The sequence below is a fragment of the Streptomyces sp. NPDC060064 genome (assembly GCF_042736455.1).
Taxonomy (GTDB): domain Bacteria; phylum Actinomycetota; class Actinomycetes; order Streptomycetales; family Streptomycetaceae; genus Streptomyces.
In genome coordinates, this window is record NZ_JBHWWF010000013.1 from 179,009 (window position 1) to 193,015 (window position 14,007).

Annotated in this window: 15 protein-coding genes; 7 read left to right on the top strand and 8 right to left on the bottom strand. The window is 71.2% G+C overall.

Translation table 11 applies throughout. From position 1 onward, the window contains the following. Positions 1-4 precede the first annotated feature (4 nt). From ACFWDI_RS17895 to ACFWDI_RS17905, 3 genes are all read left to right on the top strand, one after another. Entirely contained in the window at positions 5-499 is a 495-nt protein-coding gene (locus ACFWDI_RS17895; RefSeq protein ID WP_385305015.1) for an Lrp/AsnC family transcriptional regulator, read from the top strand. 70 nt (positions 500-569) lie between these two features. Beyond that, positions 570-2,252: a DUF885 domain-containing protein gene (locus ACFWDI_RS17900; RefSeq protein ID WP_385305017.1), complete on the top strand. Its 1,683-nt coding sequence runs from the start codon at positions 570-572 to the stop codon at positions 2,250-2,252. A 110-nt stretch (positions 2,253-2,362) separates the two neighbouring features. Further along, on the top strand, positions 2,363-2,503 hold the full coding sequence (locus ACFWDI_RS17905; RefSeq protein ID WP_385305019.1) for a hypothetical protein: 141 nt from the start codon (positions 2,363-2,365) through the stop codon (positions 2,501-2,503). 196 nt (positions 2,504-2,699) lie between these two features. On the opposite strand, the gene ACFWDI_RS17910 is transcribed toward ACFWDI_RS17905, so the two are convergent. Then, positions 2,700-3,182 (bottom strand): rhodanese-like domain-containing protein, encoded by a 483-nt coding sequence (locus ACFWDI_RS17910; protein WP_385305020.1) that lies wholly within the window; start codon positions 3,180-3,182, stop codon positions 2,700-2,702. 94 nt (positions 3,183-3,276) lie between these two features. Between ACFWDI_RS17910 and ACFWDI_RS17915 the strand changes: the two genes are divergently transcribed. Continuing rightward, positions 3,277-3,723 carry an Lrp/AsnC family transcriptional regulator gene (locus ACFWDI_RS17915; RefSeq protein ID WP_385305021.1) on the top strand — a complete coding sequence of 149 codons (447 nt, stop codon included), beginning with the start codon at positions 3,277-3,279 and terminating at the stop codon, positions 3,721-3,723. On the opposite strand, the gene ACFWDI_RS17920 is transcribed toward ACFWDI_RS17915, so the two are convergent. Genes ACFWDI_RS17920 through ACFWDI_RS17930 form a run of 3 tightly spaced genes read right to left on the bottom strand, consistent with a single transcriptional unit; the run spans position 3,713 to position 8,799 of the window. Continuing rightward, positions 3,713-6,967, bottom strand: a complete 3,255-nt coding sequence (locus ACFWDI_RS17920; protein WP_385305023.1) for an AAA family ATPase — start codon at positions 6,965-6,967, stop codon at positions 3,713-3,715. The two genes, ACFWDI_RS17915 and ACFWDI_RS17920, sit on opposite strands and share 11 nt — an antisense overlap. After that, positions 6,964-8,130, bottom strand: coding sequence for an exonuclease SbcCD subunit D (locus ACFWDI_RS17925; protein WP_385305024.1), 1,167 nt, complete (start codon positions 8,128-8,130; stop codon positions 6,964-6,966). The genes ACFWDI_RS17920 and ACFWDI_RS17925 overlap by 4 nt, the downstream gene beginning before the upstream one ends. A gap of 42 nt (positions 8,131-8,172) precedes the next feature. Continuing rightward, a complete protein-coding gene (locus ACFWDI_RS17930) occupies positions 8,173-8,799 on the bottom strand; it encodes a YigZ family protein (RefSeq protein WP_385305025.1) in 627 nt (208 codons plus the stop codon). Positions 8,800-8,861: 62 nt separating this feature from the next. Between ACFWDI_RS17930 and ACFWDI_RS17935 the strand changes: the two genes are divergently transcribed. After that, on the top strand, positions 8,862-9,269 hold the full coding sequence (locus ACFWDI_RS17935) for a CoA-binding protein (RefSeq protein ID WP_327322087.1): 408 nt from the start codon (positions 8,862-8,864) through the stop codon (positions 9,267-9,269). Between the two features lie 344 nt (positions 9,270-9,613). Here the strand turns inward: ACFWDI_RS17935 and ACFWDI_RS17940 are convergent, their stop codons facing one another. Then, positions 9,614-10,177: a YbaK/EbsC family protein gene (locus ACFWDI_RS17940; RefSeq protein WP_385305027.1), complete on the bottom strand. Its 564-nt coding sequence runs from the start codon at positions 10,175-10,177 to the stop codon at positions 9,614-9,616. A gap of 44 nt (positions 10,178-10,221) precedes the next feature. Beyond that, positions 10,222-10,794 (bottom strand): helix-turn-helix domain-containing protein, encoded by a 573-nt coding sequence (locus ACFWDI_RS17945; RefSeq protein WP_385305028.1) that lies wholly within the window; start codon positions 10,792-10,794, stop codon positions 10,222-10,224. A gap of 93 nt (positions 10,795-10,887) precedes the next feature. Between ACFWDI_RS17945 and ACFWDI_RS17950 the strand changes: the two genes are divergently transcribed. Beyond that, positions 10,888-11,754 carry a DMT family transporter gene (locus ACFWDI_RS17950; protein ID WP_327322091.1) on the top strand — a complete coding sequence of 289 codons (867 nt, stop codon included), beginning with the start codon at positions 10,888-10,890 and terminating at the stop codon, positions 11,752-11,754. 7 nt (positions 11,755-11,761) lie between these two features. On the opposite strand, the gene ACFWDI_RS17955 is transcribed toward ACFWDI_RS17950, so the two are convergent. Beyond that, a complete protein-coding gene (locus ACFWDI_RS17955; protein WP_385305029.1) occupies positions 11,762-12,502 on the bottom strand; it encodes an acyltransferase in 741 nt (246 codons plus the stop codon). Between the two features lie 221 nt (positions 12,503-12,723). Here ACFWDI_RS17955 and ACFWDI_RS17960 point away from each other — a divergent pair, with 221 nt between their 5' ends. Beyond that, a complete protein-coding gene (locus tag ACFWDI_RS17960) occupies positions 12,724-13,254 on the top strand; it encodes a gamma carbonic anhydrase family protein (protein ID WP_385305031.1) in 531 nt (176 codons plus the stop codon). Positions 13,255-13,276: 22 nt separating this feature from the next. Here the strand turns inward: ACFWDI_RS17960 and ACFWDI_RS17965 are convergent, their stop codons facing one another. After that, positions 13,277-13,939 carry a DedA family protein gene (locus ACFWDI_RS17965; RefSeq protein WP_385305050.1) on the bottom strand — a complete coding sequence of 221 codons (663 nt, stop codon included), beginning with the start codon at positions 13,937-13,939 and terminating at the stop codon, positions 13,277-13,279. Positions 13,940-14,007 lie beyond the last annotated feature (68 nt).

Here is a 14,007-nt window from a genome sequence, read left to right on the forward strand (position 1 = left end):
GCGAATGGCTGAATCTGTCGCACTCGACCCGGTGGATCTACACATACTCCGCCTGCTGCAGAACGACGCCCGGACCACCTATCGCGACCTGGCTGCGGAGGTCGGAGTGGCGCCGTCCACCTGCCTGGACCGGGTGACCAGGCTGCGCCGCTCCGGCGTGATCCTCGGACATCGGCTGGCCCTGGATCCCGCCCGGCTGGGGCGTGGGCTGCAGGCGCTCCTCTCCGTGCAGGTCCGGCCGCACCGGCGGGAACTGATCGGTCCGTTCGTTGAGCGGATCCGCGCGCTGCCCGAGTCCCGGGCGCTGTTCCATCTCACCGGTCCCGACGACTATCTGGTGCATGTGGCCGTGACGGACACCGCCGATCTGCAGCGTCTGGTGGTGGACGAGTTCACCTCACGGCGAGAAGTCGCCAGGGTCGAGACGCGACTGATCTTCCAGCAGTGGGACTGCGGCCCGCTGCTGCCTCCGATGCCGGTCGGCGCCCAGGATCATTGACAGGCCACCGACAGGCGACTGAGATCCAATGATGGTGACGCGGAGGCCTCAGTCGTATGAGGATGTGCGCATGCCAGTCACTTCCAGCAGCGCGCTGCCACGACAGGTCGCCGACTCCTACGTCGACGCACTCATCGAACTCGACCCGACCATCGGCACGTATCTGGGACTCAAGGAGAGCTCGGGCCTCCTCCCCGACTACTCACCAGCCGGTCAGGAGGCTTTCGCCGAACTCGCTCGCGAGACACTCGCCAGGCTGGACGATGCCGAGAAGCTGCCGGCCGCGGAGAGCGATGCGGAACGGCGCTGCGGCCGGCTGTTGCGAGAGCGGCTGACAGCGGAACTCGCCGTGCACGAAACCGATGAAGGTCTGCGCACGGTGAGCAATATGCGCTCGCCGGTGCACACGGTGCGCGAGGTGTTCACCGTGACGCCGACGCAGACCGACGAGGACTGGGCGGCCGTGGCACAGCGGCTGCGGGCGGTGCCGCACGCCCTGGAGGGCTACCGCGCCTCGCTGGCGCTGGGACTCGAGCGGAAGCTGCTGGGCGGCCCCCGCGCGACCCGGACCAATATCGACCAGATGACCGAGTGGCTCGGCACGGATCGCAGCTGGTTCGAGGAGTTCGCGGCGGGCGGCCCCCTCACGCTCCGCACCGAGCTCGACGAGGCGGCCCGCAGTGCGACCGGGGCACTTGCGCAACTGCGCGACTGGATGCGCGATGTCTACGCCCCCGCCGTGGCGGACGCGCCCGACACGGTGGGCCGCGAGCGCTACGCCCGCTGGTCGCGCTACTTCAACGGCACCGACCTCGACCTCGACGAGGCCTACGCATACGGCTGGTCCGAGTATCACCGGCTGCTGGCCGAGATGAAGACCGAGGCGGACAAGATCCTTCCGGGCGCGGGGCCCTGGGAGGCGCTTGCTCACCTCGACGAGCACGGTGAGCACATCGAGGGCGTCGAGGAGGTGCGGGCCTGGCTGCAGAAGATCATGGACGAGGCGATCGAGGCACTGGACGGCACGCACTTCGAACTGGCCGAGCGGGTACGGAAAGTGGAGTCCCGGATCGCTCCGTCGGGCGGCGCGGCGGCGCCGTACTACACCGGCCCGTCCGAAGACTTCAGCCGCCCCGGCTGTACCTGGCTGCCGACCATGGGCGCCACGCGTTTCCCGGTGTACGACCTGGTGTCGACCTGGTACCACGAGGGCGTTCCCGGCCACCATCTGCAGATCGCGCAGTGGGTGCATGTCGCGGACCAGCTCTCCCGCTACCAGGCGACGATCGGCGGGGTCAGCGCCAACGCCGAGGGCTGGGCGCTGTACGCGGAGCGGCTGATGGACGAACTGGGCTTCCTGCCCGACCCGGAGCGCAGGCTGGGCTATCTGGACGCGCAGATGATGCGGGCATGCCGGGTGATCGTGGACATCGGCATGCATCTGGAGCTGGAGATCCCGGCGGACTCGCCGTTCCACCCGGGCGAGCGCTGGACACCGGCCCTGGGGCAGGAGTTCTTCGGCAGCCACAGCGGACGGCCGGCGGACTTCGTGGAGAGCGAGCTGACGCGGTATCTGTCCGTTCCGGCACAGGCGATCGGCTACAAGCTGGGTGAGCGGGCATGGCTGCTGGGCCGGGAGAACGCGCGCAAGGCACACGGCGACGCGTTCGACGCGAAGGCCTGGCACATGGCGGCTCTGTCGCAGGGCTCGCTGGGCCTGGACGATCTGGTCGACGAGCTGTCGAAGCTCTGACAGCGGACGGCCGGAGTCGTGTACGGCCCGCCGCGTCGGCCGGGCTCAGCCGAATGGCATGAGCCCGGCCACCGTCGGCCCGTGCGGCGACGACGGGGAGCCTGTACGCGGTGGGTGCATCGCTGAACGTGGCGCCGTCGGCGGACGCCCCGCGCCGGGGCGAGGTGCTGGAGTTCGCCGCGCGTCTGGAGGCGGCGGACCTGCCGAGCGCGATCGCGGTCGACGTCGCGGGGCCGTGCGAGCGGCGGTGACGGTGGGCGGTCGTCGAGGGCGACAGGGCCCGGGCGAGCGGGCATTACGCGTGCGACAACGACGCCGTACTCGATGCCGTACTCGATGCCGTCCTGCGGGCGGCGCGTCCGTGCCGACTCCAGCGCATCGGACGCGCCGTTCCTGCGCCCGTACCCGTCCGTCGTGCGGTGGCGGATTGCGGGTCGCGGGTCCGGATCAGCAGCCGCAGTCGTCCGAGTCGAGAGGCGCGGTCAGCGGGTCGGCGTCGCGCTTGCGGCTGCCCTCCCAGGCCTCGAACTCGAAGCCCTCACGGGCCCAGTACTCGAAACCACCGAGCATCTCCTTCACCTGGTAGCCGAGTTCGGCGAGGGCCAGAGCCGCGCGCGACGCTCCATTGCAGCCGGGGCCCCAGCAGTACGTGACGACCGGCACCGACTTGTCCAGCAGCTGGTCGGCCTGTTCGGCGATCAGGGCGGTCGGCAGATGGACCGCACCGGGCACGTGCCCCTGGTCCCAGGACTCGGTGGAGCGGGAGTCGAGGACCACAAAACCCGGGTCGCCGCCGGCCGCCAGCGCCGAGGCGACATCGGAGACATCGGCGTGAAAGGCCAGGCCGGCCGCGAAGTAGGCGGCCGCTGCCGCGGGCGAGGCCGGCGGCACCCGGAGGACGGGGTTCGTGGCGAGCTGCGTCGTAGTCATGACCGAAAATCTACGGTCGGGGATCGTTTCCCTGAAGTGAGATTTCCCGGAACATGTCTTGATCGGCCGGGGATTTCCCTGCTATTTCTCGAGCATGACCGGATATTCGCCGGACGCCACGGATTGGCGCATCCTCAAAGCCCTGCAGAGCCGGGGCCGGGCCAGCTTCGCCGAGCTGGCCAGGGTCGTCTCGATGTCGTCGAGCGCCGTGACCGAGCGGATCCGCAGGCTGGAGGAGGCCGGGGTGATATCCGGATACACCGCGGTGGTGGAGCAGGAGCGGCTCGGACTCCCCATCCTCGCGTTCGTACGACTGCGCTATCCGAACGGCAATTACAAGCCGTTCCACGATCTGCTGGAGACCACACCCGAGATCCTCGAGGCCCACCATGTGACGGGCGACGACTGCTTCGTACTCAAGGTCGCCACCCGCTCGATGAGCCACCTCGAGGAGGTCTCCGGGAAGATCGGCGCGCTCGGCTCGGTGACGACGAGCGTCGTCTACTCCTCACCGCTGCCGCGCCGGGCGATCAGCCGCTGAGCGGCGCGGCACGCAGCCGCACCGTCGAGCCGTGCCGTTCCTTGACGACCTCCAGCTGGGCGGGGATCCGTCGGCGCAGATCGGCGACATGGCTGACGATGCCGACGCTGCGATCCCGTTCGCGCAGCGAGTCGAGCACGTCGAGCACCTCGTCCAGAGTCTGGTCGTCCAGGCTGCCGAAGCCCTCGTCGATGAAGAGGGTGTCCAGCTGTACGCCGCCGGCCTCGCCGGTGACGACGTCGGCGAGACCGAGCGCGAGCGCGAGCGAGGCGAAGAAAGTCTCGCCGCCGGAGAGGGTCGCCGTGTCACGCTCACTGCCGGTCCAGGCGTCGACGACATGCAGTCCGAGCCCGGAACGCTTGCCGCCGGCCCGGGCGTCGGAGTGCACCAGGGTGTAACGGCCGGACGACATGCGCTGCAGCCGTACGGTGGCGGCGGCCGCGACCTGTTCGAGGCGGGCCGCCAGGACGTACGACTCGAGGCGCATCTTGCGCTCATTGTCCGCGGAGGTGCCCGCGGTGAGTCCGGCGAGGCGGGCCACCCGGTCGTACTCCTCGCGCAGCGGGCCGAGCCTGCGGACTTCCAGCACGGCCTGCCGGGAGAGCCGGGCGAGCTCCGCGCACCGGTCGCGGGCCGCGGCGAGCCCGGACGCGGCGTCGCGCAGAGCACGCTCGGCGGCGTCATGGGCGGCCCGAGCGGCTTCGGGGTCGGCGGCGCCGTGCTCGGCGGCGCTCCGGGTGTCCGCTTCGGCCAGCCGGTCGGCGACCGCGGCGGCCTCGGTCTGCCAGGCGTCGATCCGATGCTGGAGGTCACGCTGCTGCGCGTCGCCGAGCAGCGCGGCGGCCGCGGCGCTCGGTGTGTCGAACCCGGCCCGGAACGCCGCGTCGGCCAGCCGGTCGTCGGCCTCCTTCAGTCGCTGCTCGGTGGCGTCGGCAGACCGTACGGCCTCGGCCGCCTCGACGAGCAGCCGCACCCGGCGCTCCAGCAGCGCGGAGTGTTCGGCGACGCTGCCCTCGCCGCCTCTGGCCCGCGCCAGTTCGCTTTCCAGCGCGGCCTGTTCGCGGTCGAGGGCTTCCCGCTGCGATGTCCGCGCGGCGGCGCGCCGCTCGGCCTGCTGCTGTGCGCCAAGCCGCTCCTCACGCTCCCGCTCGGCCCGGTCGAGCGCCTCGCGGGCGGCGTGCATACCGGAGGCGAGGCTGTGCGCGTCGGCGTGCTTGCGCTCCAACTGCTCGACGAACAAGCGCAGTTCACCGGCGTCGGGGTCGTCGCCATCGGCCGCCACGCCGGAACGCCGCACAGAGCTGCCGACCGTGTCCCGCCCATCAGCGGTCGCGGCCTCGGCACGCCCCACCCCACCGCTCGTCGCATCGAGCTCCACGTCGCCAGAGCTTGGTCCGGCCTTCGCCCGGTCGAGCGCGTCGCCGGACCTCGCTTCCGGGCCCTCCGGCTCCCCGGCCTCGGCAGCCCGGCTCCCCGCGTGGCCCCGCGTTCCAGCCCCCGTCGGCGTGAGCCGCGCCGCCTCCCGAGCCGTCGTGAACGCCTCGCGTATCACCGCCAGTTCACGCTCGGCGTCCGCCTTCGCCCCGTCCGCCCGTGCTGAGTCCTCGTACGCCGCTTCCTCCGCCGTACGGTCGACATGCCCGTCCCCGGCGCGGGCCGGCGCAGGGTGTTCCGCCGAGCCGCAGACCGCGCACGGCCGGCCCGTCACCAGCCCGGCTGCCAACTCCGCCGCGATGCCCCGCAGTCGGCGCTCCTTCAGGTCGAGCCAGCTCTCGCGCGCACTGTTCGCGCGGTCCCGGGCAGTACGCAGCTGCTCCTCGGCCTGCTCGGTGCGCGCCCTGAGCCGGTCCCGTTCACTTGCCGCCCGCAGCCTTCGGCGGGCCGGTTCCAGCTGTCCGGTCAGGTTCTCGGCGCGGGTGGCCGCCTCCTGCGACGCCACGATCCGCTCCTGGTGGCCTCGCCGGACGCCCTCCCAGCCGGACAGCCAGCCCGCCGCGTCCTGGATGATGTCGTCGTCCGCCCGGGCCTGGCGGTCCAGGTCCGCGCGTTCGCGGGCAATCTCCGCGCTGCGGCGCTCCGCGCGCCGGGCGGCTTCGAGGCCGCCCAGGTCCTGGCGCAGCTTTCGTTCGAGCGCCGCCAGCTGTTCCGCGCCGGCCTCCGCGAGGTCCGGCGGAAGTACGGACCGCGCACGCTCCCGTTCGGCGTCGGCGCTGCGGTGTTCCCGCTCGGCGTCGTCGCGCAGCCTCAGCGCGGGCCCCACCAGCTCCGCCTTGCGGGCCCGCTCGAGCCGGGCCCGCAGTTCTTCGCGTTCGGGGCGCCGCGCTTCGAGCGCCTCGGCCCGCTGCCGTGCGTCCTCGTACCGCTGCTGCAGCCGGGCGAGTTCACGCTCGGCGTCCAGGGCGTGCCGGGCGGCGGCCTGCCGGCTTTCCGTCGCGGCCAGCGCCCAGTCGGCGATGTCCAGCATTTCCCGCGCGCCCGCGCGGGCGACGGCCGCCCAGGCGAGGACGGCCGCGGCGAGCCCGGGGTCGCCCGGCTGCTGTTGCGGCGGCGGCCAGTCGCCGGCCGCCGCGCCCGCGGCCTGTTCCATCCGGTGGGCGATCGCGAGCAGCCGCTCGTCACCGGCGCGTACCTGCTGCTCGGCCACGCGGCGCTGTTCGGCGAGGCGTTCCTCGACGGCGGCGAAGCGGCGGGTGTCGAAGAGCCGTCCAAGTAGCTTGCCGCGCGCCTCGGCGTCGGCGCGCAGGAAGCGCGCGAAGTCTCCCTGGGGCAGCAGCACCACCTGGCAGAACTGGTCGCGGCTCATCCCGACCAGCTGGGTGATCTCCTCGCCGATCTCCTGGTGGGAGCGGCTCAGCGACTGCCACTCGCCGATCCCGGCGTCGTACTCGCGCAGCCAGCTCTGGGCCCGTTCGGTGGTGAAGCCCTTGCCGTTCTTCTTGCGACGCGGCTGGGCCGGACGGCGTTTGATCTCCAGTCGCCGTCCGCCCACGGTCAGTTCGACGCACACCTCGGTGGGGGTGCCGGCCGGGGCGTGGTCGCTGCGCAGCGAGGCACCAGGGCTCTGTCGTGCGCCCGGCACCGCCCCGTACAGCGCGAAGCAGACCGCGTCGAGGACGGAGGTCTTGCCGGCGCCGGTCGGTCCGTGCAGGAGGAAGATCCCGGCGGTGGACAGCGCGTCGAAGTCGATCTGCTGGCTGGAGCCGAAGGGGCCGAAGGCGGTGACAGTCAGCTGATGCAGTCTCACCGGGCCACCTCGCGCACACCCTCGTCCACCCGTACGTCGTCGAAGGCTCCGCGCAGCACGGTGCGTTCCCGGTCGTCGGGCCCGCTGCCGCCGCGCACATGAGCCACGAAGTCCTCCGCGATCTGCTGGTCGCTGCGTCCCTTCAGCCGCTGTGCGTACGAAGTGGCGGTGTCCTCGCCGGGGCGCTCCGGTTCGAAGACGAGGCTCAGGGTGTGCGGGAACCGCTCGGTGAGGCGCGCCATCGGTTCGGCCGGGCGCACCGGATCGGTGAGGGTCGCCTCGACGAACGACTGCTCGTGCCGGACCAGCGCCGGATCGTCGAGCAGTGCGTCGAGCGTGCCGCGCAGCCGGGCGAGGCCGCGCGGCACCGGGCAGTCGATGCGCTCGGCGGTGAGTTCGCCCCGTGCCCCGAGGTCGATGAGCCACATCGTCTTGCGGTGATGGGCCTCCGAGAAGGAGTAGGCGAGCGGTGATCCGGAGTAGCGCACGCGCTCCGTGATGGTCTGGCAGCCGTGCAGATGTCCGAGTGCGGCATAGTCGACACCGCGGAACACGGCGGAGGGCACGGCGGAGACTCCTCCGACGGTGATGTCCCGCTCGCTGTCGCTCTCTTCGCCGCCCGCGACGAACGCATGCGCGAGGACGACGGACCGGGTGCCCTCCTCACGCGTCGCGAGATCGGCCCGTACGCGCTCCATCGCCGCGCCGAGTACGGCTTCGTGGCGCGCCTTCTCCGTCTTGAACTCGCCCTTCACCAGGGAGGGTTCGAGATACGGCAGCCCGTAGCAGGCCACCGCGCCGTGCGCGTCGCTCAGCAGCACGGGCGTGCCGCACCCCGCCGGATCGGTGCGCAGATGTATGCCGGCGCGCTCGATCAGCCCCGCGCCGACGCCGAGCCTGCGCGCCGAGTCGTGGTTCCCGGAGATCATCACGGTCGGCACGCCCGCGGCGGCCAGCCGGTGCAGCGCCTCGTCGAAGAGCTCAACTGCCGCCAGCGGCGGCACGGCCCGGTCATAGACATCTCCTGCGACCAGCACCGCGTCCACGTCGCGCTCGCGCACCGTCGCCACCAGGCGGTCGAGGAACGCGGCCTGGGCGTCGAGCATGCTCACACGGTGGAACGACCGCCCCAGGTGCCAGTCCGACGTATGCAGGAATCTCATGATCCTCGAGAGTAACGGTGGGGTCGGACATCACAGGCGGCTTCAGGCATCTCCGTACGCTTCACCGCCGAGTTCCAGTCCCGCCGTCCCCGCCGTCGCGTCGGCCAGCCAGGAACGGAAGCCGTCGATGTCGGCGTCCGGGAGCCCGATCTCCATGGTGACGGACTCCGCGTACCGCACCTCGCGCACATCCCGCCCGGTCGCCCGCAGATCGTTCTCCAGCTTGCCCGCCCGCTGGTGGTCGACGGTGACGGTGGCCAGCCGGAAGCGCTGCCTGGTGAGAGTGCCGAGCGCGTCCAGGGCTTCGCCGACCGCTCCCCCGTACGCCCTGATCAGCCCGCCCGCACCGAGTTTCACACCGCCGTAGTAGCGGGTGACGACAGCGACGACATAACGGACTTCTCGCCGCATCAGCATCTGCAGCATGGGCACACCCGCCGTGCCGCCCGGTTCGCCGTCGTCGCTCGCCTTCTGCACGGCGGCGTCGGCACCGATGACGTACGCGAAACAGTTGTGGGTGGCGGTCGGGTGCTCCTTGCGGATGCGTGCGACGAAGGCCTGCGCCTCCTCCTCGGTGGCGGCGGGGGCGAGCGCGCAGATGAAGCGCGATCTGTTGATCTCGGTCTCGTGCACGCCCTCGCGGGCGACCGTCCGGTACTGCTCCTGCATTCCGCCACCCTATGCGCCGCCCGGAGGGGAATGCTCCGCGCCGGCCGCCCGTTGACCCGGGCATGTACGCAGACGCAGAGACGATCCGCAGGATCCTGACCTCGACGGGTGACACCTGGGCGGTGGTGGGCCTGTCCAGCAACGAGACGCGGGCCGCGCACGGCGTCGCCGATGTCCTCCAGCGCTATGGCAAGCGCATCGTGCCGGTGCACCCCAAGGCCGAGACGGTCCATGGTGAGCAGGGTTACGCCACGCTCGCCGACATCCCCTTCGAGGTCGATGTGGTCGATGTCTTCGTCAATTCCGGCCTGGCGGGTCCGGTCGCGGACGAGGCCGCCGCGATCGGCGCGAAGGCGGTCTGGTTCCAGCTGGGTGTGGTCGACGAGGATGCCTACGAGCGCACCCGCGCGGCCGGTCTCGACATGGTCATGGACCGCTGCCCGGCCATCGAGATCCCACGGCTCGGCTGAGTGCCCACCAGCGGGGTGGAGCCGCATTGAGCACGATCCACAGCGACCGGCAGCCGGCCGCGCAACTGGCCGGGCTGGGCCTCGAGCCCGGCGGCATCCTGATGGTGCACGCGTCGCTGCGCACGGTGAGTACGAGGACGTGATCTGGACGACAGCGATTTCGCCGCTCTCGGGGCGGACTTCGAACGCGGCGCGAGCGGCGGAGGTGTACGGACGGGTCCGGTGGGTTCGGCGCACAGCCGGGTGCTGGGGCTGGTCGACGGCGTCGACTTCGCGCAGGGGTGGCTGCGTTGAGCACCGGACGGCGCGGGCGGTGCCGGAGTGAACACTGCCGCGCCGGGGCATCAAGCGGGCCCGACTCCCAGTCCCTCGACAAGGACGGCGTTCGGCAGCCCGGCGAAGGCCTTGCCCGGAAGGATCAGTTTTCCGCGCCGTCGCCCACTGCCGATCAGGACCCACTCCGTGTCGACGACGGCGGAGTCCACCAGGAGCGGCCAGTCGGCCGGCAGCCCGATCGGCGTGATCCCGCCGTACTCCATACCGGTCTCGCCGGTCGCGGTGTCCATGGAGGCGAACGAGGCTTTGCGCGCGCCCAGTTGCCGGCGTACGACGCCGTTGACGTCGATCCGCGTGCTGGAGAGGACGACGCAGGCGGCCAGCGTGGACTCGCCTCCCCGCTTGCCCGCGACGACCACACAGTTCGCCGACTCGTCGAGCAGCTCCTGCCCGTAGTGCTCCACAAAGACCGCGGTGTCCGCGATCTCCGGGTCGGTGTCGACGTAGATCAGCTGCTCGACGGGGACATCGCCGCGCAGGCCGCAGACCGCGTCGGCGACCGGCGGGGGCAGGAGGCCGAGGCATTCGACGGCGGGCCGGGCGTCGTCGAAGTTCCCGATGGGGGCGCGCATGCGGGCAACGCTAACAGCCGTGCCCTCGCCCGCGATTGATCGTCTCAGCGTACGGGCGGGATGGAGACCGCCATGGTCATGTCGACCCTCTCGTCGCCGTCGTTGCGATAGGCGTGCGGGACGTTCGCCTCGAAGGTCGCGGAGGTCCCGGCCGGTACGGAGTGAGGCTCGCCGTCGACGACGAGGGTGAGCTCGCCCGCGGCGACATGGAGCAGCTCGACCGTCCCGTCGGGGTGCGGGTCGGAGGCGCTTTCGTCGCCCGGCATCAGCCGCCAGCCCCACAGTTCGAGCGGCCCACGGCGCTCGGTGCCGACCAGCAGAGTGGTGTAGCTGCCGGTCGAGGTGGACCACATGCGTACGGCCTGCTCCGGAGGTACGAGGCGGACCTGCGGCCCCTGCTCGTAGTCGAGGAGCGTGGTGATGCTGACGCCGAGAGCGTCGGCGAGTTTCACTGTCGTCCCGACACTCGGATTTGTACGCGCCTGCTCGATCTGAATGATCATGCCGCGACTGACCCCCGCCCGAGCGGCGAGAGCGTCGAGCGTGAACCCCCGCTCGCCGCGCCAGCGTTTGAGATTTCGGGCGAGCGACTGCGTGAGCTGGTCGAGGTCCGACACATTCCGTCCAATATTCTGAATGACAGAGTTCAATAGACTGTACTACCGTGTGGTGCACCCAAACGTTCACTGCACTGTACTGCGAGGCTCGTCATGACCGCACTGTTCGCCCTGGCCACCAGCTTCCTCTGGGGGCTGGCCGACTTCGGCGGCGGACTGCTGACGCGACGTACCCCGGCACTCACGGTCGTCGTCGCCTCGCAGTCGATCGCGGTCGTGGTGCTGGGTTCGATCGTCCTCGCGACCGGCGGCTGGCAGGAGGCAGGTCCACAGCTCTGGTACGCCGTCGCGGCGGGCACGGTCGGCCCGGTGGCGATGCTGAGCTTCTACAAGGCACTCGCGCTGGGCCCGATGGGCGTGGTCTCGCCGCTCGGATCGCTGGGCGTCGCCGTGCCCGTCAGCCTCGGGCTGATCATCGGCGAGCGGCCGGGGCTGCTCCAGTTCGCCGGTATCGCGGTGGCCGTGGCCGGCATCGTGCTGGCGGGCGGACCCCAGCTGCGCGGTGCGCCGGTGCAGCGGCAGGCGATCCTGCTGACGCTGCTCGCCGCCTTCGGTTTCGGCGCGGTGATGTCCCTGATCGCCGAGGCCTCGACCACCATCACCGGGCTCTTCCTCGCGCTCTTCGTCCAGCGCGTCACCAATGTGACGGTCGGCGGCGCGGCGCTGTACGTATCGGTGAAGCGCGGCGCCCGGGCGCTGCCGGAGGACGGCGGGATGCGGGTCATCCGGTCCTCGCTGCCCGCTCTCGCCTTTGTGGGACTCGCCGACGTCGCGGCCAACGGCACCTACTCCATCGCCGCGCAGCACGGCCCCGTCACCATCGCCGCCGTACTCGCGAACCTCTACCCGGTGGTCACGGTGCTCGCCGCACTTGTGATCCTCAAGGAGCGGCTGCGCCTGGTCCAGGCGACCGGCGCCGGTCTCGCACTGGTGGGCACGGTACTGCTCGCGAGCGGCTGAAAAGGCCCTAGGAGTCCGGCTCCATGTCCGCGAGCGCCACCAGCTGCTCCGGAGTGACGCCTTCCGGAATCGGTACGGGTGCGGGCGTACGCAGCGGAGGCTCCCAGCCGCGGACCGGATCCCAGCTCCTTACCACCCGGGCGGGGGCACCGGCCACCACCGAGTGGTCGGGCACCTCTCCTCGTACCACCGCGCCTGCGGCCACCACCACGTTGCGGCCGAGCCGCGCGCCGGGCAGGACCACCGCGCCGGTCCCCAGCCAACATCCGGGACCGATCTCCACCGGCTCGGTGCGGGGCCACTGCTTGCCGACCGGCTGGTGCGGGTCGTCGTAGCTGTGGTTGGTCGAGGTGATGTAGACGTACGGACCGCAGTACGTGTCCGAGCCGATGGTCACCCTGGTGTCGGCGATGACATGGCTGCCGCGGCCCAGGACCACACCGTTGCCCAGGGTCAGAATCGGGTCGGACCCCAGGTCCAGGCCCGGCATCATCCCGGCGGTGAGGGTGACCTGCTCGCCGATGATGCAGTGGTCGCCGAGTTCGATCCAGGCCTCACCGAAGACGGTGCCCTGCGGGAAGGCGAGCCGGGTGCCGGAGCCGAGCCGGCGGAAACGCAGCCGTCCGGGGTGCTCGGCGGTGACGGCGCCCGCCTCCTGCACCCAGCGCCAGCCTCGGTGGACGGCGGACGCGAGGACGCGCCTCCGCCAGGCGGTGAGCGATGAGAACGTGTTTCTGTTCTTCGGCACCCGCACACGGTAGTCGGCCGCACCTGGGTTGATCATCGCGGTGTGCTGTGATGTTCGCCCCACCCGTCGTCCGACGTGGCGGACGGCCCAATCGGGTGCCCTCGTGCCGAGGCGTACGCGGTGCTCGGCCGCGCACCGGCCGAGCACCCCTCCCGCGAGTCCCGCCCGGCCGGTCGCCTACGGTTCACCTACGCGCGACCGGTGAGCACCGAGGAGAAGGCATGGCGGAGCGGGCTTTGATTTCAGGCGTGGGCGGCAGGACCCCGAAGGTCGACCCGGGGTCGTTCACCGCGCCGACGTCCGTGGTCGTCGGCGATGTCACCCTGGCTGCCGGGTCGAGCGTCTGGTACCAGACCGTGCTCCGCGCCGACTGCGGGCCGATCGTCATCGGCGCCGACAGCAACATTCAGGACAACTGCACCGTGCATGTCGACCCTGGCTTCCCCGTCACCGTCGGCGAGCGCGTCTCGGTCGGCCACAACGCCGTACTGCACGGCTGCACCGTCGAGGACGACGTACTGGTCGGCATGGGCGCCACCGTCCTGAACGGCGCGCACATCGGTGCCGGTTCGCTTATCGCGGCTCAGGCGCTGGTGCCGCAGGGGATGCGTGTCCCACCAGGATCGCTGGTCGCGGGCGTACCGGCGAAGGTCAGGCGGGAGCTGACCGAGGAAGAGCTCGAGGGCATCAAACTCAACGCCGCGGTCTATGTGGATCTCGCCAAGGAGCACCGCGCGGCGCACGAGGCCTGAGCGGCCGGGCCGTGAGAGCAGCTCAGTCGGCAGTGGGTACGGGCTCCGGCTCGGTCCCCGCCGGCTGGGTCTGCGACTGCGCGGCGGCCTTCTTGGCGCGGCTCTTCAGGACGAGCATCGAAGTGAGCCCGATCAGGACCGCGAGGACCAGCCCCAGCCAGGAGAACCGCTTGAGCCAGGCTTCCGCGACGACGCCGACGGAGTAGATGACGGCGGTCGTGCCGCCGGCCCAGAGGATCCCGCCGAGGACGTTGGCGATGAGGAATTTCCAGTACGGCATGCGCAGTACGCCCGCGAGCGGCCCCGCGAAGATGCGCAGCAGCGCGACGAAGCGGCCGAAGAAGACGGCCCCCATGCCCCACTTCTCGAACGAGCGCTCCGCCATGGCGATCTGGGCCTCGCCGAAGTGCTTGGGGAACTTCCCGCCGAGCCAGGCCAGCAGGGGCCTTCCGCCCTTACGGCCGATGGCGTACCCGATGGAGTCACCGATGATCGCGCCGGCCGACGCGCAGGCGCCGAGGATGTACGGATTGATGTCGCCGTGCTGGGAGGCGAGCAGTGCCGAGCTGACAAGGACGATCTCGCCCGGCAGCGGGATGCCCAGGCTCTCGAGGCCGATGACCACCCCCACCAGGAGATAGACGCTCACCGCAGGGACGGTCTCCAGCCACTCCTGGACGTGCAACGCCGGTTCCTCCCGAGTTCGCGGGGCATCAGCTGCCCGGCGTGCGCCCCGTCGGCGCACGCCGGGCA

Bases quoted from the DNA above. Each gene is read 5' to 3' on its own strand.
- ACFWDI_RS17915 (WP_385305021.1), top strand. From the start codon at position 3,277: ATGACCGGATATTCGCCGGACGCCACGGATTGGCGCATCCTCAAAGCC.
- ACFWDI_RS17940 (WP_385305027.1), bottom strand. From the start codon at position 10,177: ATGCGCGCCCCCATCGGGAACTTCGACGACGCCCGGCCCGCCGTCGAA.
- ACFWDI_RS17935 (WP_327322087.1), top strand. From the start codon at position 8,862: ATGTACGCAGACGCAGAGACGATCCGCAGGATCCTGACCTCGACGGGT.
- ACFWDI_RS17925 (WP_385305024.1), bottom strand. From the start codon at position 8,130: ATGAGATTCCTGCATACGTCGGACTGGCACCTGGGGCGGTCGTTCCAC.
- ACFWDI_RS17930 (WP_385305025.1), bottom strand. From the start codon at position 8,799: ATGCAGGAGCAGTACCGGACGGTCGCCCGCGAGGGCGTGCACGAGACC.
- ACFWDI_RS17910 (WP_385305020.1), bottom strand. From the start codon at position 3,182: ATGACTACGACGCAGCTCGCCACGAACCCCGTCCTCCGGGTGCCGCCG.
- ACFWDI_RS17895 (WP_385305015.1), top strand. From the start codon at position 5: ATGGCTGAATCTGTCGCACTCGACCCGGTGGATCTACACATACTCCGC.
- ACFWDI_RS17900 (WP_385305017.1), top strand. From the start codon at position 570: ATGCCAGTCACTTCCAGCAGCGCGCTGCCACGACAGGTCGCCGACTCC.
- ACFWDI_RS17960 (WP_385305031.1), top strand. From the start codon at position 12,724: ATGGCGGAGCGGGCTTTGATTTCAGGCGTGGGCGGCAGGACCCCGAAG.
- ACFWDI_RS17950 (WP_327322091.1), top strand. From the start codon at position 10,888: ATGACCGCACTGTTCGCCCTGGCCACCAGCTTCCTCTGGGGGCTGGCC.